At 40.1% G+C, this 25,477-nt stretch carries 31 protein-coding genes; 14 read left to right on the forward strand and 17 right to left on the reverse strand.

The genetic code is table 11. The features are described from left to right. Window positions 1-66 precede the first annotated feature (66 nt). Both GQ61_RS06010 and GQ61_RS06015 read left to right on the forward strand, forming a co-directional pair. Complete coding sequence (locus tag GQ61_RS06010) at window positions 67-279, forward strand: alkylphosphonate utilization protein (protein WP_085784456.1); 213 nt, start codon at window positions 67-69, stop codon at window positions 277-279. Between the two features lie 81 nt (window positions 280-360). Next, window positions 361-903: a GNAT family N-acetyltransferase gene (locus tag GQ61_RS06015; RefSeq protein ID WP_157111159.1), complete on the forward strand. Its 543-nt coding sequence runs from the start codon at window positions 361-363 to the stop codon at window positions 901-903. Window positions 904-1,207: 304 nt separating this feature from the next. Here the strand turns inward: GQ61_RS06015 and GQ61_RS06020 are convergent, their stop codons facing one another. Next, complete coding sequence (locus GQ61_RS06020) at window positions 1,208-1,723, reverse strand: DNA-3-methyladenine glycosylase (protein WP_085784457.1); 516 nt, start codon at window positions 1,721-1,723, stop codon at window positions 1,208-1,210. 79 nt (window positions 1,724-1,802) lie between these two features. Between GQ61_RS06020 and GQ61_RS06025 the strand changes: the two genes are divergently transcribed. Further along, a complete protein-coding gene (locus tag GQ61_RS06025) occupies window positions 1,803-2,264 on the forward strand; it encodes a Dps family protein (RefSeq protein WP_198157291.1) in 462 nt (153 codons plus the stop codon). Between the two features lie 78 nt (window positions 2,265-2,342). Here GQ61_RS06025 and GQ61_RS06030 read toward each other — a convergent pair whose 3' ends face one another. Then, window positions 2,343-2,666, reverse strand: coding sequence for a hypothetical protein (locus tag GQ61_RS06030; protein WP_085784459.1), 324 nt, complete (start codon window positions 2,664-2,666; stop codon window positions 2,343-2,345). Between the two features lie 246 nt (window positions 2,667-2,912). Here GQ61_RS06030 and GQ61_RS06035 point away from each other — a divergent pair, with 246 nt between their 5' ends. The 6 genes from GQ61_RS06035 to GQ61_RS06060 all read left to right on the forward strand — a co-directional run bounded on the left by GQ61_RS06035 (window position 2,913) and on the right by GQ61_RS06060 (window position 7,175). Continuing rightward, window positions 2,913-4,043, forward strand: a complete 1,131-nt coding sequence (locus tag GQ61_RS06035) for an MlaE family ABC transporter permease (protein ID WP_085784460.1) — start codon at window positions 2,913-2,915, stop codon at window positions 4,041-4,043. Between the two features lie 3 nt (window positions 4,044-4,046). Beyond that, window positions 4,047-4,802: an ABC transporter ATP-binding protein gene (locus GQ61_RS06040; RefSeq protein WP_085784461.1), complete on the forward strand. Its 756-nt coding sequence runs from the start codon at window positions 4,047-4,049 to the stop codon at window positions 4,800-4,802. Then, window positions 4,803-5,672 (forward strand): MlaD family protein, encoded by an 870-nt coding sequence (locus tag GQ61_RS06045; protein WP_085784462.1) that lies wholly within the window; start codon window positions 4,803-4,805, stop codon window positions 5,670-5,672. Next, entirely contained in the window at window positions 5,669-6,298 is a 630-nt protein-coding gene (locus GQ61_RS06050; RefSeq protein ID WP_085784463.1) for an ABC-type transport auxiliary lipoprotein family protein, read from the forward strand. Before GQ61_RS06045 ends, GQ61_RS06050 begins: the two co-directional genes overlap by 4 nt. A gap of 103 nt (window positions 6,299-6,401) precedes the next feature. After that, the gene (gene rpmE / locus GQ61_RS06055) at window positions 6,402-6,626 is read left to right on the forward strand and encodes a 50S ribosomal protein L31 (RefSeq protein ID WP_085784464.1); all 225 of its coding nucleotides are present in this window, start codon (window positions 6,402-6,404) and stop codon (window positions 6,624-6,626) included. 96 nt (window positions 6,627-6,722) lie between these two features. Then, complete coding sequence (locus GQ61_RS06060) at window positions 6,723-7,175, forward strand: Hsp20 family protein (RefSeq protein WP_085784465.1); 453 nt, start codon at window positions 6,723-6,725, stop codon at window positions 7,173-7,175. A gap of 70 nt (window positions 7,176-7,245) precedes the next feature. Here the strand turns inward: GQ61_RS06060 and GQ61_RS06065 are convergent, their stop codons facing one another. The 4 genes from GQ61_RS06065 to GQ61_RS06080 form a co-directional block, all read right to left on the reverse strand. Further along, entirely contained in the window at window positions 7,246-8,187 is a 942-nt protein-coding gene (locus GQ61_RS06065; protein WP_085784466.1) for a hypothetical protein, read from the reverse strand. Between the two features lie 230 nt (window positions 8,188-8,417). Continuing rightward, window positions 8,418-10,175, reverse strand: a complete 1,758-nt coding sequence (locus GQ61_RS06070; protein WP_085784467.1) for a hypothetical protein — start codon at window positions 10,173-10,175, stop codon at window positions 8,418-8,420. Between the two features lie 178 nt (window positions 10,176-10,353). Continuing rightward, window positions 10,354-11,271, reverse strand: a complete 918-nt coding sequence (locus tag GQ61_RS06075; RefSeq protein ID WP_157111160.1) for a cation diffusion facilitator family transporter — start codon at window positions 11,269-11,271, stop codon at window positions 10,354-10,356. A gap of 145 nt (window positions 11,272-11,416) precedes the next feature. Then, window positions 11,417-12,037, reverse strand: a complete 621-nt coding sequence (locus GQ61_RS06080; protein ID WP_085784468.1) for a LexA family protein — start codon at window positions 12,035-12,037, stop codon at window positions 11,417-11,419. Between the two features lie 189 nt (window positions 12,038-12,226). Between GQ61_RS06080 and GQ61_RS06085 the strand changes: the two genes are divergently transcribed. Continuing rightward, entirely contained in the window at window positions 12,227-13,753 is a 1,527-nt protein-coding gene (locus tag GQ61_RS06085; protein ID WP_085784469.1) for a peptide MFS transporter, read from the forward strand. A gap of 8 nt (window positions 13,754-13,761) precedes the next feature. Here GQ61_RS06085 and GQ61_RS06090 read toward each other — a convergent pair whose 3' ends face one another. Continuing rightward, on the reverse strand, window positions 13,762-15,384 hold the full coding sequence (locus tag GQ61_RS06090; RefSeq protein ID WP_085784470.1) for a hypothetical protein: 1,623 nt from the start codon (window positions 15,382-15,384) through the stop codon (window positions 13,762-13,764). A gap of 77 nt (window positions 15,385-15,461) precedes the next feature. Continuing rightward, entirely contained in the window at window positions 15,462-16,412 is a 951-nt protein-coding gene (locus tag GQ61_RS06095) for a diguanylate cyclase domain-containing protein (protein ID WP_085784471.1), read from the reverse strand. A gap of 210 nt (window positions 16,413-16,622) precedes the next feature. Between GQ61_RS06095 and GQ61_RS06100 the strand changes: the two genes are divergently transcribed. After that, a complete protein-coding gene (locus GQ61_RS06100) occupies window positions 16,623-16,880 on the forward strand; it encodes an exodeoxyribonuclease VII small subunit (protein ID WP_232317304.1) in 258 nt (85 codons plus the stop codon). 3 nt (window positions 16,881-16,883) lie between these two features. Beyond that, window positions 16,884-17,774, forward strand: a complete 891-nt coding sequence (locus GQ61_RS06105) for a polyprenyl synthetase family protein (protein ID WP_085784472.1) — start codon at window positions 16,884-16,886, stop codon at window positions 17,772-17,774. Between the two features lie 23 nt (window positions 17,775-17,797). On the opposite strand, the gene GQ61_RS06110 is transcribed toward GQ61_RS06105, so the two are convergent. Genes GQ61_RS06110 through GQ61_RS06120 form a run of 3 tightly spaced genes read right to left on the reverse strand, consistent with a single transcriptional unit; the run spans window position 17,798 to window position 19,886 of the window. Further along, window positions 17,798-18,181 (reverse strand): TadE/TadG family type IV pilus assembly protein, encoded by a 384-nt coding sequence (locus tag GQ61_RS06110; protein WP_085784473.1) that lies wholly within the window; start codon window positions 18,179-18,181, stop codon window positions 17,798-17,800. After that, complete coding sequence (locus GQ61_RS06115) at window positions 18,182-18,625, reverse strand: TadE/TadG family type IV pilus assembly protein (protein WP_085784474.1); 444 nt, start codon at window positions 18,623-18,625, stop codon at window positions 18,182-18,184. 10 nt (window positions 18,626-18,635) lie between these two features. Beyond that, entirely contained in the window at window positions 18,636-19,886 is a 1,251-nt protein-coding gene (locus GQ61_RS06120) for a pilus assembly protein TadG-related protein (RefSeq protein ID WP_198157292.1), read from the reverse strand. Window positions 19,887-20,102: 216 nt separating this feature from the next. On the opposite strand from GQ61_RS06120, the gene GQ61_RS06125 reads away from it, so the two are divergent. Continuing rightward, the gene (locus tag GQ61_RS06125; protein ID WP_085784476.1) at window positions 20,103-21,269 is read left to right on the forward strand and encodes a DUF2608 domain-containing protein; all 1,167 of its coding nucleotides are present in this window, start codon (window positions 20,103-20,105) and stop codon (window positions 21,267-21,269) included. A 73-nt stretch (window positions 21,270-21,342) separates the two neighbouring features. Further along, window positions 21,343-21,579, forward strand: coding sequence for a DUF378 domain-containing protein (locus tag GQ61_RS06130; RefSeq protein WP_085784477.1), 237 nt, complete (start codon window positions 21,343-21,345; stop codon window positions 21,577-21,579). Window positions 21,580-21,620: 41 nt separating this feature from the next. Here GQ61_RS06130 and GQ61_RS06135 read toward each other — a convergent pair whose 3' ends face one another. From GQ61_RS06135 to GQ61_RS06160, 6 genes are all read right to left on the reverse strand, one after another. Further along, complete coding sequence (locus GQ61_RS06135; RefSeq protein WP_085784478.1) at window positions 21,621-22,166, reverse strand: hypothetical protein; 546 nt, start codon at window positions 22,164-22,166, stop codon at window positions 21,621-21,623. 261 nt (window positions 22,167-22,427) lie between these two features. Beyond that, entirely contained in the window at window positions 22,428-23,057 is a 630-nt protein-coding gene (locus GQ61_RS06140; RefSeq protein ID WP_085784479.1) for a hypothetical protein, read from the reverse strand. Between the two features lie 174 nt (window positions 23,058-23,231). After that, complete coding sequence (locus GQ61_RS06145) at window positions 23,232-23,705, reverse strand: hypothetical protein (RefSeq protein WP_085784480.1); 474 nt, start codon at window positions 23,703-23,705, stop codon at window positions 23,232-23,234. A 240-nt stretch (window positions 23,706-23,945) separates the two neighbouring features. Beyond that, window positions 23,946-24,593, reverse strand: a complete 648-nt coding sequence (locus GQ61_RS06150) for a hemerythrin domain-containing protein (protein WP_085784481.1) — start codon at window positions 24,591-24,593, stop codon at window positions 23,946-23,948. Next, entirely contained in the window at window positions 24,580-24,855 is a 276-nt protein-coding gene (locus tag GQ61_RS06155; protein WP_085784482.1) for a zinc ribbon domain-containing protein, read from the reverse strand. Before GQ61_RS06155 ends, GQ61_RS06150 begins: the two co-directional genes overlap by 14 nt. After that, window positions 24,848-25,447: a TetR/AcrR family transcriptional regulator gene (locus GQ61_RS06160; RefSeq protein WP_085784483.1), complete on the reverse strand. Its 600-nt coding sequence runs from the start codon at window positions 25,445-25,447 to the stop codon at window positions 24,848-24,850. Before GQ61_RS06160 ends, GQ61_RS06155 begins: the two co-directional genes overlap by 8 nt. Window positions 25,448-25,477 lie beyond the last annotated feature (30 nt).

The raw sequence follows: 25,477 nt of genomic DNA on the forward strand, positions 1-25,477 counted from the left end.
TGAGAAGCGATCATTTTAAAACACGGATTAAAATCCTCACTCTTTATAAACTTAAAGGAAAAAACGATGGAAGTAAAAGATAGCAACGGTAATCCCTTACACGATGGTGACTCTGTGATGCTTATTAAAGACTTAAAAGTAAAAGGCGGCGGGGGTCTGACTTTGAAAAGAGGGACGGTTGTAAAAAACATTCGACTCACGTCGAGCGAAGACGAGATTGAGTTCCGTGAAGGGAAATCCCAAATCGTTCTGAAGACCTGCTTTTTGAAAAAAGCTTAAGGTTTATTTTTATACCATAAAAGTCACTGCAAGGATCGTCGCAGCAGTCTAATTTGACTAATAAAATGTTGAAGGAAGCCTATGGACTCTAAACACCGCGTGGTGAGAAGTGCTCAAAAAGAAGAAATTGAGGACCTCAATAAGCTTATACAAGAATCTGCGCGGGGGCTCAGTCGAAAACATTATACACCTCAGCAGATCGAAAGCTTGATTCGTTATGTCTTTAGTGTGGACAGCGAACTGATTGAGGACCAAACCTATTATGTCATCGATGAAGGCGGTGCGTATTTGGCGTGTGGAGGCTGGAGTAAACGACGTACTTTGTTTGGGGGAGACCATTGTCTTGATAGAACGCAAGGATCTTTAGATCCTCATCAGGAAGCAGCAAAAATCCGAGCATTTTTTGTAGCGCCGGCTTATGTTGGTCAAGGATTAGCGAAGATGTTAATGAACGTTTGTGAAGAAAAAGCAAAGGCTGCGGGATTCACAAAGACTGAACTTATGTCCACGTTGCCGGGGGTCGATTTTTACAAAAATCAGGGATACGTTGGGGAACACTTGATTGATTACACGTTGCCCGATGGAGTGATCGTTCAGTTTATGCCGATGTCGAAAACTTTTTGATGGGGTAATTTGAGGCCTCTCTACTTTTTGCAAAATCTTTGCTACCCTGTTTTCCTAAAAACAAAAAGAGCCTTGGAAAGCGTTCGCCTTTAAAGATCTCCCCGGCGATTTTATTGGGGGTTCTGTGGGGTCGTTGTTTCTAAAGTCAGTGTCCTATACAGAACAAGTTGACAGCATGAAAGCGAATGCGTTTTTGAATTTAGCTGAGTTTTGGGGGGAATTAACTTTTAAACCGGAAACAGAAGAATCCTCGAATTTTTGGATTTTATTTTCTTTAGTTCAAAAGAATGATTTACAATAATCTTTAAATCTGACGAGGATCAGCGACGAAACGCCATAATTTATCAGTCCCAACCCGAATGCCAATCCGTGGTGTGGTAATGTAGGGGAGGGGCTGACTTTCCCGCAAAACATAGAGTTGGGGAGAGAGTGTCAGATCAATTCCGTTATGTTCTTTTGTAATACCAAAGTCACGGCACAGTTTTCCTGGCCCATTAAGATGTTTTTCAAAAGGTGATTTTATAAAAACACCGCGAATGAGAACTGCAGCAGGAAACCCTTCTTTCTCAGTGACAAAGTTGAGACAAAAATACATCCCATAAATAAAATAAACATAACTATGACCCGCGGGGCCAAACATCACTGCATTGCGAGGTGTTAAGCCTCTGGCCGCATGACAGGCAGGATCATCTTGACCAACATAAGCCTCGGTTTCTGTAATAACGCCCTGGACGTTTTCGAACATCATAGATTTTCCAATCAACTGTTGAGCGACATCCAAGGTCGACTGTTCAAAAAAATCGCGCTCTAATCGTTTCATAAAAATGCCCATTTCAGTGATGAATAGGTTATAATTAATTTATAAAATAAAAACACTATAAACAAAAATGGGGGATATCATGGCGAAAGTAGTCAATTTTAAAAAAAGTGAAGCGGTTCTCAAAGAACTTTTAGCGAATACTTATCTTGTCTATCTCAAGACCCAAAAATTTCATTGGAATGTCCTCGGACGTCACTTTGGTCTCTTTCATAAATTTTTTCAGGAGCTTTATGGAGAATTGGCCGGGGCTGTGGATGAAGTTGCTGAGCGGCTTAGAACAATAGGAGGTTTTGCCCCTGGAAGCTTTAAGGAATTTTTAGACCTTACGACGCTTAAAGAAACGACGGATATGCGTCTTAAAGATAGTAAGATGTTGACGATTTTAGGAGAAGATCATGAAAAGATCTGTCTCTTTTTGAAGAAGTCCATCGAGAGTGTTCATGAGTCAGGGGATATCGGAACGGAAGATTTTTTGATTGAACGGTTACGCGCCCATGAAAAAACTCTTTGGATGATTCGCGCGCACTTAGAGGAATTTTAAGCATAAAAAAACGGGTAAACTTGCATTTACCCGTTTTTAATAGCTTTTGTGTCCTATAAATTCAAGGACACAAGCACTTTAGTTAGAAGCGCTTTCGTCAGCTGGCTTTTCAGCAGCAGGAGCTTCACCAACCATAGCTTCTTTTTCATTCATAGCTTCGGTCTTTGCAGCTTCAGCAGCATGAGCTTCTTTTGAAGCCTTGTGATGCTTTTTGCTTTTGTGGTGAGCTTTTTTCTCTTTACCTTCTTCTTTTTTCATCTCTTTGTGCATTTCTTCATGCACAGCAGGAGCAGCTACTTCAGCTGGCTTTGAAGCCTCTTCAGTCTTTGCTTCAGTTGCGATAGCTGAAACTGCTGTTGCTAATGTAAAAGCAGAAGCGAGTAAATAAGCGATTTTCTTCACGTTTATCTCCATGATAATATAATATTAACCGACATTCTTATCTAGAATGGCGGCATGATCTTAAGCAGAAATAGAAAAGAAAGCAATGGGGTCCTTTAAACTTTGTTGAACCTTTACTTTCTTAGAATTTTTCTTTTAAAATTATCTAATTTTTACAAAAAACTTTCCCATCCGATCAAAATGTAACCATGACTTTGACGAACCTCCTGAATCTCAGTATGATACAGGAAAAAATAGGGATGAGCTTTGTCAACAGACGCAACGCTGAAAATAACCTTTGATAGGAAACATATCTTTTTAGAACCTGGCGGGACTTGGACGGTGACTCATTTGGCCACCGTGGACGCTGAGCTTAGGTCTTTAAAAATTCAAAAGGGCAATGAATATAGTGTGAATCTTCAAAACCTATCCTTCTGTGATACAGCAGGGGCGTGGATTTTATCGCGTTTTTTAAGGCGATTGAAGATCGAAGGCATTTCTTATAGCGTTCAAAAGGCTTCTAAAGAAGTACAAGGGCTTTTAGATCAAGTCCAAAGTTATATGGTGCAGATAAAAGAACTGCCGAAGATACCAAATCGTTTTCTTTTGTTTTTGGACCATTTGGGACATCGCACGATGGCATCGGCGTATACGTCTTTGACTTTTTTATCCTTTCTGGGAGAAGTTGCCCTTACTTTTTTATCAACGCTTCTGAGACCCTGGCGTTTTCGATTTAAACCTTTTTGTACGTTGCTCCAACGTGTGGGTGTGGAAGCTTTACCCATTGTAGGGCTTATTTCTTTTCTAATAGGCATCGTCTTGACCTATCAGAGCGTTGATCAATTAAAACGCTTTGGGGCTGAGATCTTTACAATCGATCTTTTGGCCATCTCCGTTTTACGAGAGATTGGCATTTTATTGACAGCGATCGTGGTGGCCGGACGTTCAGGCAGCTCGTTTACGGCTCAGATTGGCTTTATGAAACTAAATCAAGAAGTGGATGCGATGATTGTCTTAGCCATGAATCCCACAGAAGTTTTGGTCTTGCCCCGTATTTTGGCTTTGATTGTTGCGCTTCCACTTTTGGCGGTTTTTTCGGATTTCATGGCTGTTTTAGGGGGCGGTTTGATGTCCATGAGTATTTTAGATTTAAATCTAGAACAATTTTTTCAACATTTAAAAATGGCTTTAGGCCCCTGGACGTTTTGGGTCGGTATTATTAAAGCGCCGTTTTTTGCTTTTGTGATTGCTTTGGTTGGATGCTTTGAAGGGTTACGCATTGAAGGAGGGGCGCGCAGTGTGGGAATTCATACAACCAAATCAGTGGTAGAAAGTATCTTTATGGTTATTGTTTTGGATGCTGCGTTTTCAATTGTCTTCTCGTACATAGGTATTTAGACAATGAGCAACAATACCAGTATCCTTAAGATTGAAAATCTAACCACCGAGATTCATGGTCAAATGATCCATCAAGATTTAAACCTTGATGTAAAGCGCGGTGAAATTCTTGGACTGGTGGGGGCGTCAGGAAGTGGAAAAACCGTCTTATTGAGAACAATTTTAGGATTGCTAAAACCAAAGGCCGGCAAGATTGTTCTTTTTGGGAGTGATATCCATGGAGAAAAAAGTGATGTTTTGCGCACCCGGTGTGGTGTTCTTTTTCAAAGTGGAGCCCTGTTCAGTTCTCTTACTGTTGAAGAAAACATTCAAGTACCCATGGAAGAGATGACAAATCTTCCACCAGACCTCATGCGTGAAATAAGTTATTTGAAATTAGCGATGGTCGGTTTGTCTTTGGACGCTGCTCAAAAACTTCCTTCAGAACTATCGGGGGGAATGGTGAAACGTGTGGCGTTAGCGCGTGCTTTAGCTGTGGACGCTGAGTTGTTGTTTTTAGATGAGCCTACATCAGGTCTCGATCCTATCTCTGCAGAAAAATTTGATCAATTATTAAGGAAATTGCAGCATAATCTCAATCTGACGGTCTTTATGGTGACCCATGATCTTGATAGTCTTTATGCGATTTGCGATCGTATTGCTGTTTTGGTTGACCGTAAGGTGATCGTGGGGACTATTGACCAAATAAAAAAATATCCGCACCCTTGGATTAAAGATTACTTTAGTGGGGAGCGAGGACGGGGACGGAAGGGAACGTAAATGGAAGTAAAACCAAACTATGTCATTGCTGGCAGTTTTGTTTTTGGTTTGCTTTTGGCAGCGCTGATTGCAGTGTTGTGGATGGCCAAAATTGATTTTCAGGGGAGGGCCCTTACCTATGACATTCTTTTTGAAGGATCGGTGACGGGTTTAAGAGAAAACGAGCAAGTGCGTTATCATGGCTTGCCCATAGGATATATTAAAAGTCTCGCCGTTGATCAAAGAAATCCTGAGCGTATCTTGGTGCGTGTGAACATTACAGAGCCAGCGCTCATTCGAGAAGATACTATTGCGTCCATTGAAGCGAAGGGATTGACAGGAACAGGCTATATTCAAATTGAAGGAGGAAGTCGGGAAAGTCCTCTTCTACGCGCTAAAGAGGGTGAACGTTATCCCATTATAAAATCGCGGCAATCAAAGATTGAGATTTTATTTAGCGATGCCCCAAAAGTTCTCAGACGTATCTATAAATTGACAGGAACTTTGAACCGTTTCTTCGATGATGAAACGCGTATGGCCTTTAAAGAAGTTATGTTTGAGACACGACATTCCTTAAAAGCTTTGCAAAAGTCCTTCGAAGATTTCACCTTGCAAATGCATAGCATGAAAAATGATTTCCACGTTGTGATGGGGAAATTTAAAGATTCAGCAGGAATCTTTAATGATACGGCTATCGAATTTAAAAAGATGCTGGAAGGGAATCGTGAAGCGATCGAAGGATTTACCCACACCAGTCTTTATGAGTTTTCAAAGTTGATTTCAGAAACCCATGATTCTGTTCAAGGGATTACGCGTATTGTGTCACAATTAGAGCGCAGTCCGGGTGACTTTATCAATAAAAACTTAAATTCAGGGGTTCCCATCGAATGATGCAAATGGTTAATTCAAGAGCGTTTGTTGTTGTGAGCTTTTTTCTAACGGGGTGTGTCAGTTTGTTTCCTGAACCTTCTAAAGAAGGGAAAAGAATTGTCTTACAATCTCTGAAAGAGCTCCGTAAATCTCACGTATCTTTGTCAGACATTGTGATGATTGATGAACCTGCAGCAACTGGTCCTGTTGCGACAACGAGAATTAGTGTTTTAAGACAGGATGAGGCAGGATTAATGCTGCAGGATATGTTGGCGGGGACAGAATGGCCAGAGAGTTTGCCAAAAATTATCCAAACGCATTTAGTTGAGGCCCTTGAGTATTCCGGTCATTTTAAGGGGGTAGGGCGTGTTGAAGATAACCTTAAGAGCACCCTTTTAATGATTCCTGAAATCCGACACTTCGATCTTCTTGAAGATCAAGGCGTCTTTCGTAAGGTACAAATTGAATTAGAAATAAAAATGGCCCGCTCGCCTCGTCGAGATCTCTTGGCTCAGCGTGTTTTTAAATCAGAAGCTTTCGTAACAGAACAGGGTCTTAAAGGAGTAATGATGGCCTTTAATCAGGCCTATCAGCGTATTTTGGATGAGCTTGTTCAGTGGGTTTTAGAGGCTCAGTTTAAGAATTAGAGTGGAAAAACAGCGACGTAACCCTTATTTAATAAGAAGACTTGCATTTTTTTTATGAGTTCAGTAAAAGCAAAATAGATTTATGTATAAATAGGATTCGACCATGAAGAAAAATACCCATCCCGATTACCATACGATTAAAGTCGTTATGACGAATGGTACTGAATTTGAGACCCGTTCAACTTGGGGTAAAGAAGGCGACGTGTTTCGCTTAGATATCGATCCTTCATCCCATCCTGCTTGGACAGGCGTTCATCGTCTTATTGACACTGGGGGGCAACTCTCTAAGTTTAACAGCCGTTATCAAAATTTTGGTCTTAAGAATTAATTTTAATATTTTACCACAATAAAAGGCCCTTTGACTTTATGTCTGGGGCCTTGTTTTTTTTGTCCACTCCAGCCACAATAGGCACGGAGGTTACCCATGCGCCCATTTGATTTAACGCCTTTATTTCGCTCAAGCATTGGTTTTGATAATTTAATGCGTTTGATGGATGCTGCCATGCGTTCTGAAGAAGGTGGTCATACAACCTATCCCCCCTATAACATCGAAAAACTTGATGAGAACATCTATCGTTTGATCATGGCTGTGGCGGGTTTTTCCAGCGAAGAACTATCTGTTACCATTCAACATAACTTGTTAACAGTCTCAGGTAAATCTAAGGGGGAAGAGGAAAAGGTCCAATATATCTATAAAGGAATTGCGCGTCGGGCTTTTGAACGACGTTTTCAGGTCGCTGATTTTATCCAAGTAGGTGATGCATTACTTGAGAATGGTCTCTTGAAGATCACGTTAATTCGAGAAATTCCTGAAGATTTCAAACCACAATCTATCGCTATTCAAACCCGCAATCCTAAAGCATTGCCCAGTAAATAATTAACTTTGGACTATAAAAAACCCCGACTTTTTGGATCGGGGTTTTTAAAAGTATTAAAGTGTTTTTTGCTTAGCTGGCGGAAGAAGTCTCAGCAGGTGTTGTTGTGTCGCCAACAGGCGTTGTTGTATCGCCAGCAGGTGTGGTCGTTGTGTCACCAGCGGGTGTTGTTGTTGTATCGCCAGCAGGCGTTGTTGTTGTATCACCAGCAGGAGTGGTCGTTGTGTCAACTGTCGTAGGTGCTGGGGTAGGATTTGTTGGTTGCGGATCATTTGGCGTCGTAGTTACTTCAGGAACCACTGGGGTTGGCTTTACGCTGATTGGCAGTGTTGCTGAACGCAATGAAAACACAGGAGTTGCGTTATTTCCTCCACCCCCTGAAACAGAAATTTCAAAGCCATTGGGTGCATTAATCGTATATTTGACTTTACCAATAAATGGATTGCTAAAGCCTATAGATGCAGTGCCTGCACCATCCGACAAATCATAGGTTAATGTTCCTTCAACACCCTTGAGCAGAGTATTTGATTTAGCGGCACTGTGTCCTGATGATTCAGGTTGAATGTCGTCAGGAACCATTCTTTCACACCATTGACCCAGTGTGCATAAAGATGTTGTTGTGTTCAGAGTTAGAACTCTGCTTGTATAGTTATTGACAGTAAAAGCAACAGAACGATCACTATCTTCAAGCTTACTTAAGTCTGCAGAAACAGTAACTTTTCCCGTGGATGGATCCAAAGCCACAACGATATTCTCAAAATCGCCCAAGGGAGCGATCGCATCAGAAAGTTGCTTTTGAACATTTGCTGTAATCTCGGCAGCTTTTCCTTCGTCGTCACGATGAAAGGAAACAGTCTTACTTGCACTGTTTGCAACAAACTCAACTTGCCCGACGGTTGTTTTCACGCTGCCATCAGAGTTAACTTCAAAATCATCAACACTGGCTTGAACATTGCTGATCGCTAAGGTGAACATAAAGGAAGAGGTGAGGAGTAATTTATTTGTTATTTTCATTTATTTTTCCCTGTTGAAACAATTGTTATTATATTTCAAATACTTAATTACTTAGTAAAAATAGTCATTAAGCACTGGATGAGGATAATACCAATTATATATTTTTAGTCAAACATTCAATTACTTATAAAGTGTTTCAAAAATTTGATAAAAATCAAAAGGTTATTTAAATAAATATATTTTCTCTTCCCATAAAAAAATTTTACACCCCATTACCGCTCCAAAAGAACTTAGTACCCCAAGCCGAAACCAAAACCAATTTTGGTGAGCGCATCGCGAATATAAGGAATTGTTTTCTTTGAATACGTCATGGCATTACCGTGAGCAAAAGTTCCTGCGACAACCTTACCGTTAGCATCGAGAAAAGCTTTATGAGAGCTGCCCGATGTTTCTCTAACACTATTAGGACCATTAATCTCTTGCCATAAAGCTTTAATTTGACCAAAGGAGACATTTTTAAATGCTTGATAATCAAAAATAGCTTCATACGTCTTCCAATGTTTCCCGCTGAGATAGTTTGGATTTGAGATCAAAGTTCTATAGGTGTTTGTATCCGCTCCATGAAACAGACGCATTCCGCGCGGGGCAAGATAATCTAAGCGATCCTTTACGACTACTTGACTGGAAGAGGCGACAGGAAATACCTCTTGCGTCGTTTCTGAGGTAGAAGTTCTGAGAAGAGAAACGTGTTGGTTTTCCTTAGGTTCTTCTTTGACTATTAAAGGTTTTGGCAGACTCAAAATTTCTGGTGCAGCAGGGATACTGCTATGGGTTTTGATATCCACTTCTGAAGGCAGATCTACGGTGTCATTGAGTGAAGTTTTAATCAGCTCTTCCGTTATGATGTCAATGTCCTTTTCAAACAAAGATGTCGTCTGAGGAGGGACAAGGGAAGTCACTTGTTTAACAGGTTTCACGCTTGAAGGAGGAAGAGCGGGGGCTTTACTAGAACTAGGCTTCTGCTGATTTGGTGCACCCTCTTTGCTTGTTGTCTGACGAGCGTGAGGAGATGAAGCAACACTTGAAGAAGAGTGTTCAGCTCTACTAACCGCACGCGTTGGTACTTGTTTTGGCTTCAACCAATCCGGGTAAAGAAGGGGGTTAATTTTTTTATAGTCTTTATAAGTAGGATCAACTTGGCTTCTTTCATATTCACTGACTTTAACAGGAATCATTTTTCCTTTTGAGTATCCCAGTAAAGGCATATCGATTGTTTCATTTTCTAAACCATAGGTTTGATAGAAATCCAAATCAAAGTGCTTTCCGGCAGGATCGCTTTCATGAACGTAAATTGCGCCATCGGGATGTCCTAGATCATCTGTTTTACCGGATAACAAAGGCCACAATGTTGGCGAAAGGCGTATATAAAAACGTGTTTTATCACTCAGTTCATGGGGGGTGGCGAGTGCATAAAGACTCAGAATAAGCTTATTGCCGAACTGAAAGAAAGTGGTATCACTTTCTGCTTGTTTTCTCATGACGGGATCTGATCCGTAGTATTTATCAATGTTTTGAGGATGTGTATAAGCAACCCGATTGTAAGTAACGTCCCGATATAGCTCAGGGTTTGATCGATATTTAGTAATTGCTTGAAACATTGCGTCTTTTGCTTTTTCTCTTAGTGAAAGCAGTGTAAGTCTGTGGGATAAAAAGTAAAATAAAGCAGCGTTGATACTTTTTTTTCCTGTAAGAATATCCTCTATATTTTTTTTGTAAGACAGGGCTATGTCGATGTTCTCTTCGGCGTTTTTAATGCTGATGATTGAAGGCCTAGCACTTAAAGAATATTGTTCTGCGTTAAAATTTTCAGCGTAAATTTTATAGTCTTCTGAGAAAGCAATAAATTGGTCGGCATAAGAGAGTATTTCGTGAAGGCGCGTGACTCTAGAGTTGCTATTTTCTTCTTGCATCTCAACAAAGGAAGTTGCTTCGAGAGACGTGAATGCAAAAAATATGACAATAAAAATAAGTTTTTTAAAATGAATCATGATTGGATTTTCAATAAAATTGATTTTTAAAAGATAATAATAAAGATATGGGGAGATATATTAAATTTTCAATTCTGTCAAATTTTTTTGACAAAATATATTTTTTCTAAAAATAGATATAAATATGCAAAATACTTAGTATTTCTAAGTATTCTTGAAGATCATTTTTGTAAGGAAATTATATATCGCCTTTTTCGAGTTCATCATCATGGGCGTCATAATAAGGATCTTCATGAATGATGATTTCAGCGCGGGGGAATTTTATGCGGATATTATGAGAGACTTTTTCTGCTATTTTGTGGGCTTCTTGTAAGGTCATTTCTGGATCCATCTCCAGATGCAGCTGAATAAAACTCTTACTTCCTGAGGAACGGGTTCTTAAATCATGGATGCCTTTTACTTTTGGATGACTAGCTGCAATTCGCGTGATTTCTTCGCGCGCCTCATCGGGAAATTCACGATCAATCAAAATATCAAAAGAATGTTTTATAATGTCCCACGCTGTGTAAAGGATATAAAAGGCGATCGCTGCACCAATGATAGGATCAAAGAAAGTGTGTTGAAAAAAATTACTGAGTCCCAAAGCAAGCAACACACTTAAGTTCACCATAATGTCGCTTTTGTAATGAATGGAGTCCGCGCGAATAGCTGCTGAAGATGTTTTTTTCACAACGTATTGTTGGAACGCCACCAAAAAAATTGTCACGATGATCGATACGATCATGGTAACGAGGCCTATTTTTATTTCAATAAGGGGTTCTGGTTGAATAAGGCGATGCAAGGCTTCATAAAAAAGCCATCCAGCAGAACCTGAAATAAAAGCGGATTGCCCCAGAGCAGCGATGGCCTCAATTTTTCCATGGCCAAAGCGATGTTCTTTATCCGCGGGTCTCAAGGCATGACGAATGGCAACTAAGTTGATAAAAGAAGCCATACCATCTAATAGAGAATCTACCAAAGTTGCCTGAAGGCTCACGGCGTTGGTCATGACCCACGCAAAAAATTTAATTGAAATAAGTCCAACAGCCACCGTCACTGAAGCGTATGTGGCGAGACGAATCAACGTTAACTCTCGTTCAGTTAAGGCGTTGTGCATAAGCTCCCTGTTCTTAAATTCAATTCTTATAAAATTCTAAAAGTATTTAATCGTCATTCAAGAATGATGAAAAGAAAAAAATAGTTTGATTCATCTTTTCCTTTGTCACGGCGCGGCTCTCTTTTAAACTGCAAAAGCCCATATTTTAAAGAGAATGAATGACGTTGGTTACGACACCCCAAATCATGAACATGGTTTCATCGCGCACTTCAATAGCAGGATAAGTTGGGTTTTCAGGCATAAGTAATAATTTGCCATGTTCACGCACAAGGCGCTTTACCGTGGATTCACCATTAATGACAGCGACAACAATACGGCCGCTGCTGGGAGGCAAACTACGATCAACGACCAATAAATCACCCGGATGAATGCCTGCATCGATCATCGAGTCTCCACTTACCCGAACAAAAAACGTGCTATTCGGATTTTTTAAAAGATGCTCATTAAGATCAAGACTATCTTCCGTATACTCTTCCATGCGCTCGGGCAAACCGGCGGGAACATGTGTCGTGTACAACTTGAGAGAGGTTGCATTTCCAATTTTTGGTCTAAAAATTTGATCAACTTTGATGACTTTTTTCCCCGGTTGAGGAACATCAGAAAGCTGTTTCAGCATCAACTTAATTTCATCGACGCGACTTTTAGGAACACGCATAACCGTCGTTCGTTCACCATAAGGGCCACTCCCAATTTTGCGGCCAGCGCCAGGCCTTTTCCCTCCATGCCTTTTTTTTCCCTCGGATATATTCGTGACAGTACGTTTCATCTATGTTACACCAATCAAACTTAATCCCAAATTTATAAAATATGCTTTTGAATTTAAAAACTTTTCTTTCTGTCGTAAAGGATTTGACAGAAATAATAAATAGATTCTAAAGTCATAAAAATTAAAGAACCCTTAAGAGATGATCTTTAAGGGGCGTAACCTGAGGCTTTATGTGATTTAAGGGAAAAAATGATAATGACCCAAACTCTGACCGAAAACCTATCACCCATTGAAAAAAAAGCTATAAAAGCAGCGTCTGCTTCTCATCCGAAGGGGCTTTATGTTCTGTTTTTTGCAGAGCTTTGGGAGCGTTTCAGTTACTATGGGATGCGTGCTCTCCTGATTCTCTATATGACAAAAGAGCTTTTGTTTGGGGATGAAAAAGCCTATGGCATTTACGGAGCGTATGGTGCGCTTGTTTATGGTGCTCCGTTGGTTGGAGGCTATCTTGCGGATCGATATTTAGGAAATCGACGCGCGATCTATTTGGGTGGTTTTATTATTGCCTTGGGCCATTTTACCTTAGCGCTTCCTATTCAGTCAGCCCTTTATTATGGAATTGCTTTCATCATTGTAGGCACAGGCTTTTTCAAAGCCAATGTGGCATCCCTTGTGGGACAACTTTATGAAAAAGGAGACCCACGCAGAGACAGCGGTTTTACGCTGTTTTATATGGGGATTAACCTTGGAGGGTTTCTAGCGCCCTTAGCGTGTGGTTTTGTTGGTGAAACCTTTGGATGGCATTATGGCTTTGCCCTTGCGGGATTTGGGATGCTCTTGGGTATTTTGGTTCTATTTTGGGGAAGAGATATCATAAAAGATGTCGGCTTTTCTCCCATTGGGAAAAAGTTGGACAAGCCCGTTTTCTTGGGCCTGAGTCTTTTCAAAATCACCATTATCTTAGGAATATTAGCTGCTCCTCTCGTTGCTCTGATGGTTGACCACAATCACGTTCTCAAACATTTTGTGACTATTTTTGGTGTGGGCACCTTGGCCATGATTCTTTACTTTATCTATGTTAGTGAAAAAGAAGAGAGAAAGTGTCTTTTAACCATCCTGGTTATGCTACCTTTCTATATGATATTTTGGGCATGCTTTGAACAAGCAGGAGGGTCTATGAACCTTTTTGCTGAACGCAATGTGGACAAAATGTTGTTTGGATGGGAGTTAAAGACCAGCTGGTTTCAATCCTTGAACCCATTTTTTATCGTGACATGTGCGCCTCTCTTTACGTTGCTTTGGGATTACATCACAAAAAAAAGGGGTCGCGATCTGTTAACGTCTACAAAATTTGCTCTCGGTTTGGCACAAGCGGGCTTAGGTTTCGGATGCTTGTTGATAGCAATTAAAACCTCCACACCAGAGGGATATACGGCCATGATTTGGTTGGTTTTAGCTTACCTTCTGCATAGCACAGGAGAATTATGTATTTCTCCCGTCGGGTTATCCATGGTTTCAAAATTGTCCCCAGCGCGCTTTGCTAGCTTCATGATGGGATCCGTTTATTTGTGCATTTCTTTTGGTCATTATATCGCTGCTTTTATTGCGCGATTCTTTTGTGAATGTAGTGAAAAGGATATCACTACGGATAAGATTGCATCCTTGGATGTGTTCTATAGAATATATGAAACTCTTTTTTACTTCCCATTGGGGGCGGCTGTTTTGGCTTTAATCATCGGTTACTTTACGAAAGGCATCTTTAGACGCCATCCATAAAGAAGTGCCTAAGACAGCTCTGATTCAGAGAGCAGTTTTAGGCGGAAAAATAAGAGAGACTTCTTAAACAAGCGCTTTGCTTGAACGACCTGCTCATAAGCTTTTTTGAGCAGTGTCTCAACGTCATCATTCTGTTGTTCTAGTCTTTTAAGATGGACATAACTATCGCCGATCAGCTGAAAATTGTGTAAGACTTTAAAGAGTATTTTTCCAGCGATATTAACCTCTGAAGATTCATAGTCAGGATGATCTTTGATCTTTCTTGTTTCCTCAGTGAAATAATCAAAAAAACCAAGAGCAAATTCACCTTTCACTTCTGAAACTAATGTCGGGGTCAGAGTATCGGCTTTACGCTCTTCTTCATACCAAGCGCTTAATTTAAATATATTGGGATAGGCGCTTTGATCGAGAGTGGGATCAAAATCTTCCATAACTTTTTTCCAAGGTTCAAGAAATTGAGGGGTGGTCGTTTCAAAATTCAGTTGCGCTTCTACAGATACGAGTCGGTTATTTAACCACATGCTCTGAAATCGACGGGCTGCTTCCAAAGTAGCGTCTGCGTCATAAAAATCATAGATTCCCTTACTTTCTTCACGGGCATTCTCGGAATAGACTTGAAGAAGCTCCGAGAATCGAAGCGTGCTTTTCTGCTGAGCTTGCAAAGACGGATGGAATGCTTTTATTTTTTCAATGCTGGGAATAAATCCTGGTGCTACTTCTCCCATTCTTTCTAACGTCCAACCTTGCCCCACCATTTTTAACATAAAAATTTCGAGGTGCTGCCAGAGAGTAGGCAAAACAATTTTGATCAATTGAGTCCCTTGAGGGTCAGGGCTCTCTTCATTATTCGTGCACCACGTCGTCCACAATTCTTGAAATGGTCTCAAGAACGGTTTTTCAATTTCCTTTTCCTGTTCAAGGGTCAACTCTTCACCGCTTGTTTTTTTGCTGTGAACGACGGCATCAGCATTTTCTTTTCCTTCAAGCGTGAGAACGACCAACAATCTTTCTATGGCCCAGAACCATGTAATATGGCGATTATAGAGTTGGCTCGTTGACGCTAAAAGACGATAGTCTTCTTCGACAGAAGTTAGACCAGGAGAGGCATCTCCTGAATGAAGAAGTTTTTGATGGGCTTCTTTAATCGCCCATAAATGTTGAAGACATTTTGTGTTTGCCAATTGATGAAGATAGAGAGGTTTAACGCTCTCCATTCTAGCGCTTGCTATGACAGTTGTTGTTTTTTTCTCGCGTTCACTGAGCTCATTAAAATTCTCACCTACAGGAACATAATTCTGAGTAATGAGATTTTGCAAAGCATGATCTTCATAAGGAAGCGTGCTCAATTCTCGAATAATATCCGCGATCACATTTTTTAAAAATTCAAAAACTTCATTTCCCATTTTTCCTTTCAGGAGCCTCAATTCTTCTTCATTCTTTAAAGCAATGTCTTTCCACATCTGAATCGCTTGCTTTGTTTTTAAGAGGACTCCCGCAGGGGTTCGTGGCCGTCCAATGGTTTTTGTTTGTTGAAGAGAATCGTCAAGATACTCTTGAAAACTAGCTTTGACGTGTGTGTTGAGAGCAATAAGGATGAAACAAGATATGCTTAACCGTTTGAATGAATTCACAAAAATCTCCAATTTTTTGCATGCTAAAATTGGGAGATTAAGGAATAGTTAATCAAAAACGAAGAAAAATCTTTAACTTAAGATTTTTTATCGTTGCGACGACGTTTAAATGGAATTGGACTATCACTTAAAGGATAGGGTCTCTCAATAAACGGTGCTTCTGTTTTGATTAAATGAGAGGCTTGAGCATTTTGTGTCGCAGATTTTATTATGCTTGCTGCATCCTTGAAATCGCTGGGGAATATAACTCCTCCAATGGATACTTTAGGTATGAGTGTCTCACCTTGCTGACCCTCAACACGCACTTCGTTGACTAGGCTTAAAAGTCGTTCCGTCGTTTGAGCGACACCCCATTGATCACATTCTTTGACGACGAGACCAAAGCTGACAGGAGTCGTATGACCTAAAAAATCATCAAAACGTGTGATATGGCGTATATGTTGAGCAGTGTTGAGAACCAATTCTTTCACAGGCTTAATGCCGTGACCACAGGCAAGGGCCATAATTTGATCAAACTCAATGACCAAAAAAGCCCATGACATACCTTTCGAAAAAGCAGTTTGTTCTAAATATGAGGATAAAAGCTCGTGAAGCATGTCAGGCCCCGGTAAATGACTAATAGAGTCATAACCTGATGTTTCTTTTGAGCCTAACTTTAAAGGTTGCTCTGCAGAAGGTTGAATTGTGCCATGAATAGCTTGAGGGATTCCCTGAAAATCATAGATAACCGTGCCTTTCTCTTCTATCAAGACAGGGCTGCGACCATTCGGATGTAATGTATACTCAACCCTATAAGAAGAGTTATCGCGCGATGTGTTGGCAATGGCGGTTAATCGGTGCCAAAAACCCTGGTTATCGAGATATTCCATATAAGATGGGCCATTCATCTGTGAGGATGCTTCTTCTATCAAAAGAGATATAGGCCCTTGCCAGAGGATTTGATCACTGGTGAGATCAACACGAAAAGAGATATCACCATAAAGCTTAAGAAGGTCTTCTGTTTCAAGTTTTTGCACGGCTTTTACCATAAAACCCTCCCATCTTTCTTATCATATCCTTATATTTTCAGCCTATCATGGTACATATTGCAAAGTTGTTAACAGTCTGTAAAAAAACTCTAAAAACCCTCCTTAATTTCATGAAAACAGTTCTGGAGTCGGTTGGCGTGGTTCTGGTATATGTCTCCCCTTGACCTTATAAAAAAAACATGATCCCTTTGAAGCTCCAGGATCATAGGGATGAAAATGACAGATCAACCATCAACAAAAGAAATAACACTTTCTTTCGAAGCCGCTCTCAAAGAGTTGGAAGAGATTGTACGCAAGATGGAAAGTGGGCAAGTTCCTCTAGAAGAAGCAATTGCTTTTTATGAAAGAGGTACAGAACTTCGTGAGCGTTGTGAGGGGCTTTTAAAGAGCGCACAGCTTAAAATTGAAGAAGTTACCCTGGATGCACAAAAGCACCCTAAAGTTACGCTATCTGATCTTGAGCCATAGGCTATGACAAATTTCGAAGAAGCATTGACCAAAACCCGTCAGCAGGTTGATACCTATCTTCAATCTTTAATCCACGCTTGGCAGGGAAGAATACCTGTAAGATTATCCTCTGCCATGGCTTATAGTCTCATGACTCCGGGAAAGCGCTTTCGACCTTTCTTAACTCTGAATTTTGTGGAACTTTTAGGAGGAGTGTCACACCAAGCTCTGCCAGTAGCGGCTGCCATTGAAATGGTTCATTGTTATTCTTTAATCCATGATGATTTGCCTGCAATGGATAATGCATCCCTGCGTCGCGGTCAGCCAACAGTTCATGTTAAATTCGATGAAGCGACAGCACTTTTGGCGGGCAATAGTTTACTTACCGAAGGACTATATCTTCTGTCCGATACCAAAACCCATTCCAATCCACAAACACGTCTTGAATTAATTCAAGGACTTCTCGAAGCCTCCGGTGGAAAAGGAATGATGGGGGGGCAGATGTTGGATATGGAAAGTTCTACAAAATTTTATAGTTTAAGTGAAATTGAACATCTGCAAAATTTAAAAACAGGAGCGATGATTGCGTTCAGTTGTGCGGCGGCAGGTCTGATCATGCACGTGCAATCCTCCCTCCTAAAGAACCTTGAAAAATATGGGTATAATCTTGGTCTTGCCTATCAGATTCGCGATGATCTTATGGATGTAGAATCCACGGCTCTTGTGGTGGGCAAGCCCGTTGGTCAGAATCAACAGGCACAGAAACCAACTTTTGTTAGTCTTCTTGGGGTTGAAGGGGCACGCAAAAAAGCTGAAGACTTAGTGGAAGAATGTCTCAGTCTATTAGAATCCTTTGGACCCAAATCAGATCTTTTGCGCTCAGCAACCCTCTTCGTTCTTCATCGCGCCTTTTGACTTTATATTTTATGCACTCAACGTTAACTCGGAGGGAGAGGCTGACGAATCGTGATCACTATGTTCATAGGGCTAAAGGGGAGACCAAAAAATTTATATTGTAGAGTTCCTGTAAGATCCACATAGGTTTTGGGTACAATAACTACATTAAAAGAAATTGTCTTCGTAATCCCCCGAATTTGCGTCTTGGCGTAATTGGTCAGATCATTTTCGCTGGCATCAGGATGGATGAAAGCATAGCGCGCTGTATTTGAGAGAGCATAGTTTAGGTAAGATTTTTCCCACATGCTAATGCCAAAATCGATCACGCCAAAAACAATCAGAATAAAAACAGGGGCTGCAAAAGCAAATTCTATCAAGGCATTGCCTCTTGTATGACGACAAAAATAGGGCAGAACTTTTAACATTTACTGGACTCTCACAGTTGCCGTAAATTCAATAGGAAAAGGATTTGTTAAAGGTAATAAGGTGGTGAGGGGAACAGATGTTTTTGCATCAATTAAAAAATATCTTCCAGGAATTGATCCGTCAGCGCAGGGTCCATTGCAAGTTGATGGAGGTCCCTCAATACAGCCGCAAAATGAACTAACGGTTATGGTTAAGGGTGTGATTTTGGTTGCTTGTTGTATGGCTGCTTTCGTACCTGTGCCACTCACATCCTTTGGGTTTGCATTGGCGTAAAGCACGCCCGCATTGACAGCAATATTGAGAGCATTTCTTTTAATCAAAATTAAGCTGAAATCAAAAAGACCAGAAAGAATTAAGATTAAAAAAGGCATGATAAGAGCAAACTCTATCAAAGCTGCCCCATTCTTCGACCAAATTCCTTTGCTTTTCTTAAACCAATTCATAAACCTTCTCTTATTCTACGAGCTTCACTTTTCCTATTTTGAAAGCGGATTCAGTTGGACAAGAACTTCCTAGAGTGGCGCCCCCCGTGAATGTAATTGTGTTTGCAGCCAACTGTACACAGACGCTTCCAGCCGCACTCGTGGAGCCTGCATATTTTAAAGAGGATGATGGAAAATATAATATTCCGGACAGAATTTGGGCGCTGCCACCCGTTACGGAATGGGTTAAACCAGAGGCTCTTCGATCTTCAAAAAACAAAAAGCCTGCCCATTGTCCTGTTGGGGAAGCAGATAAATTAGTACTTGCTCCCCCTGCAATAGTAACCGTTGGATAATTCGAATTCGTTGAGCTGGTCAAAATAAAAGTAACATCTTTTCCAGTCATTTGAGATTGCGCTCCCAGACTTAAAGATCCTCGGTCTATAATATAGACACCAGGATTAAGCGTCACATTCGCTTTACCCGTGAGACTCATGCCACCACAATAAACACCAGGGTTGAGGGTGACTTTTGATTTGGTCGAATAATTATTCGTTGTGCACCCTGAAAAAGAGGGAGGTTTGAGGTTAATAAATGGATCTTGTATGGGAGGCACTCCAGTATCAATGCCATTTTTAATGTTTAAATTCGCATTACTGGTTGATTTATAGTTCCCCACAATGGCAACAAAGTCCGTCGTCAAAGTGCTATTACCAACAATGCTCATTGCGGCTGAGCCTGTCGCATTAATGCCTATACCACAATTATCCATGCGAACATTCGCTCCACCGCTGAGTGTCAGAGCAGACGAGCTTGTGACGCCGCTCACACTCGCTGAAGTCATGAAAGCACAAATGGGCAAGATCTTTGTGCTGGCGACAGAACGGGTATTGAGCGTGATACTATCAATTCCAAAATACTTGAGAAGACGTAAGTTTCCCGGTTGCGATAATTTTACTTCGACAGCCAATGGATCTCCTATAAAGGCTCCTGTCGATGGGGGATTATTAAAAGTGAATGTCCCCATTGTGGAAGAAAAGCTATTTTTATTGGCGGCATCTAACGCATAATTATACGCTTGGGCTGAGCTCTGATAAACCAAAGCCCAGGCTCCATTAATAGCACCTGTATCCGAGGCCTGTTGCAATTTTCTTTTTTGATCAAAAAGACTGCCAAAATCAATGGAAAGGGTCAGGAATCCTATCAGCAAAGGAATAACAAAGACTGCCATAATCGCTATGGCCCCTTGCTGACCGTGTAAAAATTTTTTCAAACGCGTCACCACTCTCTAAGCTCCCTGATAATTATAGTATAGCAAAAAAGTTAATAAATGGGGGATCTTCGTCTGGTTTTCTATGACCAAAACCCTTTCATTAAGCATCCAGTAATAAATTATAAATAAAAATTTAATTAAATTTAATTAAAAATAAAAATACATAAATATTGACACATAGTAATAGATTGAATTAATTATCGCTGCTCACTAAGGAATATTCATTTGTATTTTAATTTCATTTCTATTTGCCTTTTTGGTTTATTTTTTCCCCTATCATCTCACGCTACTGATGTTCTCTCGCCTTTAAAAGTCGATGAAGGAGAGGCGAGTTCGACGCTCAAAATAAGGCTTAATGTTCTGGGTCAACAGAGTGAAGAAAAAGTAAAACCTCAGGGTGTGAATCTACAGTGTTCTGAAGAAGAAATTCATGAACCGACACCGCTTAAACAGCCGAGCATCGAACAACAAAGCTCCCCAAAAAAAGAAAACTCTTTTCCCATCGTTATTGAAGAAGCTCAGAAAGTGGAAAAATTTAAACATGTTGATTTTTCCAAATTTGTTAATGAAGAAGAAATCATCTTCGCTTTTTTTGATATTGATAAAACTCTCGTTATGGAGAATTTTTTGACTCTTCATTTATCGTCCCCTGACCGACTCTATTTCTTAAAAGCTTTTAAAGAAGGGAGTAATTTCGACGGCGATGAAGAGCAGTATCAAAAATTTGAACAGTTTTATGCAAGCTACACCTTAGATTGTTTAACTGCTGAGACTTATCCCCAAACCCGTCTCGTTGAAGACTGTATCGTTGATAAGTTGAAATTTCTAAAAAGTAAAAAAGTGATAGTTGTTGGCTTAACAGCACGACACGGGGCCATTGCCGGATTGACCCACGCTGATCTAAAGTCTAAGGGGATTGATTTTGAAGACCTGTCTGGGTTAGGAGATCATGAGGTTATCCACAAAGATAGTCCAGAAACATTAAAACATGGAACTTATTTCACGGGGAATCATCGTAAAAAAGCTGAGGCGATTCCAGAACTTGTTGCAGAAATTCTGAGAAAATTAGACATCCTGAAAAAATTAGAAAATACATCTCCAGTGAAGATTAGAGCTTTTCATTTTGATGACAACCTTGTTGAAATTGCAGGGTTCAAAAAGGGGGATGTTGGGTCTTCTGAACGTTTGCCAGGTCCCTTAACCATATACCCTATCTATTACGCGTGGCATGATAATTTTATGAATAAGTTAGTAGAAAAACCGAACCAACTCTTCCGCGAAATAGACGAAGATTTTTATTATGAACGCTTTCTTCCCCAACAGTTGGATAAAATGACCCGAGAGGTCAATGAAAATAGGTCTAGCACTTCTTTGGATGAGGAAAAAAAGTAGTCCCTCCCCCTCTTAATCGTCAAAAAGTGATATAATAAACTTGAGGCATCGTTTAATCAGGGAGGTTATCTATGTGAAAGACAAAGAAGTTGCCTGCTGTTACCATCGGCTTTTAGACAAGATTGCGTGGGTTCTCGTGGTCATTGGTGCTCTTAACTGGGGATTGGTAGGGTTGTTTCATTTCGACCTTGTTTCTTTCTTGTTGGGGTCAGTGCCCATGATTGAAAGAATTGTTTACATTCTTGTTGGTCTTGCAGGTCTTTATTTAGTGGTTTTCTTCTGCCGTTGCTGCATGGCATGTAAGAAATAAAAGCAAGTCCTCTTAAGAGGACTTGCTTTTAAAAGCTTTCTTTATTTATCAAGGCTCAGCTTTGAGTGCTTACTGTTTGATGGTGTAAAAAAGCGAATATCTTTTGTTCTATAAGGTTCTAGCTTAGTTGCAAGAGTAGTTGAAATAGCGCCCTTAACTTCGATAAGGACTGATGTCTTCTTTTTTCCTGAAGGTGATGTGTCGATCTCGTATGACACTTTGATCCCATCTTTTTCAATGCCTGCACCATTTTTAAAATCGTTTGAAAGCCTAACGAGCATTGGAAAATGTGTTTCTAAAAGATCTTTAACTTTTTTAGTGTGATCAGAATCACCTTCCAGATCAAGGCTGTATGTCTTCTTCTCGATGCTTGCTTTTGGGGCTGTGGTCTTTGCTTTTGAAATTTCTTCTGTTTTTATTCTTATACTACGATTTTTAGCCCACGCGTTATATCCTTGAGGATTTTGTCTTGGATGTGTCGATGTCGAATAATCCTCAACAAAAAAGCTAGAGCTTGCAAGCGTCTTTTGAGAAAAAGTTTGTGTTAATGTTAATATTGTTAACAAAAAAACTAATTTTTTTAACATAATTGTACCTCTTGTGTTTAAATTAAAAACATAAATACAGTAAAAAATGCAAAATACAAATATTTTATATTTAAATTATTATTAGTTTAATTGTAATAAAATTAATTATTATTTTTAATAAAAGTTTTCTATAGCATGGTGTTTGATGTCAAAAAGAAGGGAGCGCGACACGCTTAGACGCCTCCCTACGTTTAGGACAATTTTTCTAATTATTTCAAAAGGTAAGAGTAAAACATTAACAATGTATTAAGCAAAAAAAGCTTATTGACTTCGATCAAGGAAAATAGATTTTTGTCTTTTGACTTTCCGACTAAACTTCTTCTTAGAATGAGGGACGCTTTTTATGTGTTGGCGTTCACTGCGGGTAAGGCGTTGGGCAAAAACGACGTTGTCGATAAACACCGTTTTGAAATCCCGACAGGGGAGATCCAATAATCTCTTTCCTGCAAAAGTTACTAAAAATGGAGAAGCCGTTGTTTCCAGTCCTGAGGAATCACTGCGTTCTTTTTCTTTGATAAACCCTGCAAAACTAAGTGCCCCTTGATAATTATAACGAAAATAGGGGAAAACGTCATACGTACCGAGCGTCTTTCTTTGAGACATTTTTGCTTGGAGATGTTCTTCATAAACGGCATAAAACAAGCGGGATTGCTCCAGAAGCTGTTTCGTCATTTCTCCCACGGATTGTGAAGGTGAAATGGGTTTGTTTTTCTTGAGCAGATACTGCAATACATACTTTGTTTGGTGCAAATGGGGTCTTAAAGCAAAATAGTCTTCGTCCATCTGTAGATCAAGAACCCCAGTCGCTTTTAAGGGGTTGAAAGTGAACATCCAGAAGAGAGAAATACTGATAATAATAAGACGGTAATTTTTTAGGGTTGTATGCATCATCAATACTCCTGCTGATTATAAAAAAGCTCATCTTAGGTATATTTTTTAATCATTATTTTTAAGTATAAAATGACTTAAGTTTTTCTTAAAAATTCAAAATGGGGAAAAGTCGCGCGGGGAATAAAAAATAAGAAGGGGACGCTTCCCCTTCTCATGCTGTGGTAACGGCTTGAATTACTTTTCTGCAAAAACTTCTTCAAAGCTACAAATGTGTTCTATTTTGTCAAGCTCAGGTCTTGAGGAAGGTTTTGTGGCAATATGGATCCGGAGCTTCACAAGGTCTTTGCCTTTCGTAGAGAGATGAATGTTTTTCGTAGAGCAGGAGGTAGAAAATGTTTCATCTTCGGGGTGAAAGACGTTGGTAAAATAAAAAGTTAAATCTCGCTTACCCAAGTCTTCTGTATTGATGGTTCCGAGATTCCAGCGCATGTTCTGTTTAACGTCTCCCGGCCTAATAGAAAATGTATATTTTTTGGAATCAGGAAGCGTAACAACAAGTTTATCCATACTCTTTGTTCCGACGAGAGGACTTTTGATGCCGAGTGTTACTTGAACTTCATGGGATTCCGATTCCGCACTTGCATTTGCTTGTGAATGCCCCATACATAAAGCGGCCAACGTGAGGATTATTTTATCAAAAAAGCGCATCTTAAAACTCCCTGTTTATTTTCTAAAGGCTGTCGAAAATAGTTTAATTTTTTCTTAAAGCCTGAACAATAGGAAAAACTGTAGTGTATAGGTTCCGCACATATGAGCTAAAATTGCCAGCTTTGAAGCCTCTGCCTTACTTCTTAAAAAGCAGCTCTCGCCAGAGGCTTCTGAAAAGCTCACCGATGATCTGATTGAATTTCTTGCCTCCTCAAGAGAATTCAAAAAGTTTCTTGAAACTTAAGTTCTCGCAATCGATATGTTCTGGCGGAAGGGAGACAAACTCTCATAAAGAGCCATCACTTTCTCATAATCCTGAGGGGGATGAACGTCTTTAATCTTAGTAAAGAGAATATCTAAGTCTTGAGCATTTAAGTCTGCGGACAACATCGTCAAGAGTTTTTCTGCTTCAGCAGGCTTTTTTATGGTACAGTAAACAACTTTAACTGCCCAGAGCTCTGCATCCGTAAAAGCTTCCCAAAGAAGGGGCAGGATGGCTTCCTCTTTCTCAAGGTGAGTGAGATAACGTCCGATAAATTTACACAAGGACTTGTACATTTTTTGGCCCAAATCTTGAGAATCCATTGAACCGGTCTGTAAAGATCGAACATTTTCTTCAACCTCATCCAACACTGCTTCTTGTGCTTGATGATCTTCTTCGAACTGTAAGACTTCCTTATCAAACTTGCTTAAAATAAAAGGATGTGCCCATGTTTCTTCGCTCTCAGCATGATCACGCAATTCTTTGATCATGTTTTCTATTTGTTGCATTAAGCCCTTCACAGCCAGTGTGTCCTTAAAATTGATAGTGCTGGCTTTGTGAGCAATTTCAAAAAGCATGCTACGCTGCTCATCATGGGGAGCCGTGTAAAAATCAACGCGGGGCATTTTCTTTCTCCTTCATTTTCTTCCATGCTGGAAAGGATGTTAATAAGTCTTGAACGAGTTTTCGTGCGGCAGAATCTTCAATTCCTTGAGAGTTTTTGTAGTAGCTCACCGTCATCTCAAAAATTTCCGCATACGGTTTAAGGGTTCCATCAGGATTTGTGCAATGAACACAATAAAGGCTCTCGGGATTCTTAAGCGCATAATCCTCAAGCTTTGACATGGGAAACCCACATGATCCACAAGCGGTACATTTTTTATCCATTGTTTTTCTCCTTTTCCTTTGCAATAAGTTTCATAAAATTATCAATAAGTTCTGGACCCTTTGTGCGAATGAGAGATTTCCCTGGTGCAAACAAATCGCGATGGCTGAGATAGTAATAAATTAGTCCATTCCAAGTGTTGAAGAGGAAGGAGGGGGGAATGACTTGCAAGAGTCCTTCTTCCATCTCTTTCTTTGCTATTTGGTTGATGTTATGCGAAATACCGGATTGCAGCATGAAAAGTGTACTTTTAACTGCCGGAGGTAAAAGAGGACTTTCAATCAAAATCTGAGAGAAAATATCTTCAAAATCCTCCAGCACAGTTAAATGAGCTTCAAGGATAGTCCGTAAAGACGCGTTCTCACTCTTAATTGTTTGAAACGCCTCTGACATGCGGCGTCCTACCTCATCAATGATACCAACAACCAAATCATTCTTTGTTGAGAAGTGAACAAAAATAGTCCCATGGGATATCCCGGCTGCCTTGGCAATATCGAGGGTTTTTGTAGCGATAATCCCTTGCTTTGCCATCAGCTGAAGGCCAGTTTGAATAATCTTTTCCTTTGTGTGTAGTTTCTGTATTTTTCTCAACATTTCACTGATCCATAACTCACTGAGTTACCA

Source organism: Candidatus Nucleicultrix amoebiphila FS5 (assembly GCF_002117145.1).
Lineage (GTDB): Bacteria > Pseudomonadota > Alphaproteobacteria > Caedimonadales > Nucleicultricaceae > Nucleicultrix > Nucleicultrix amoebiphila.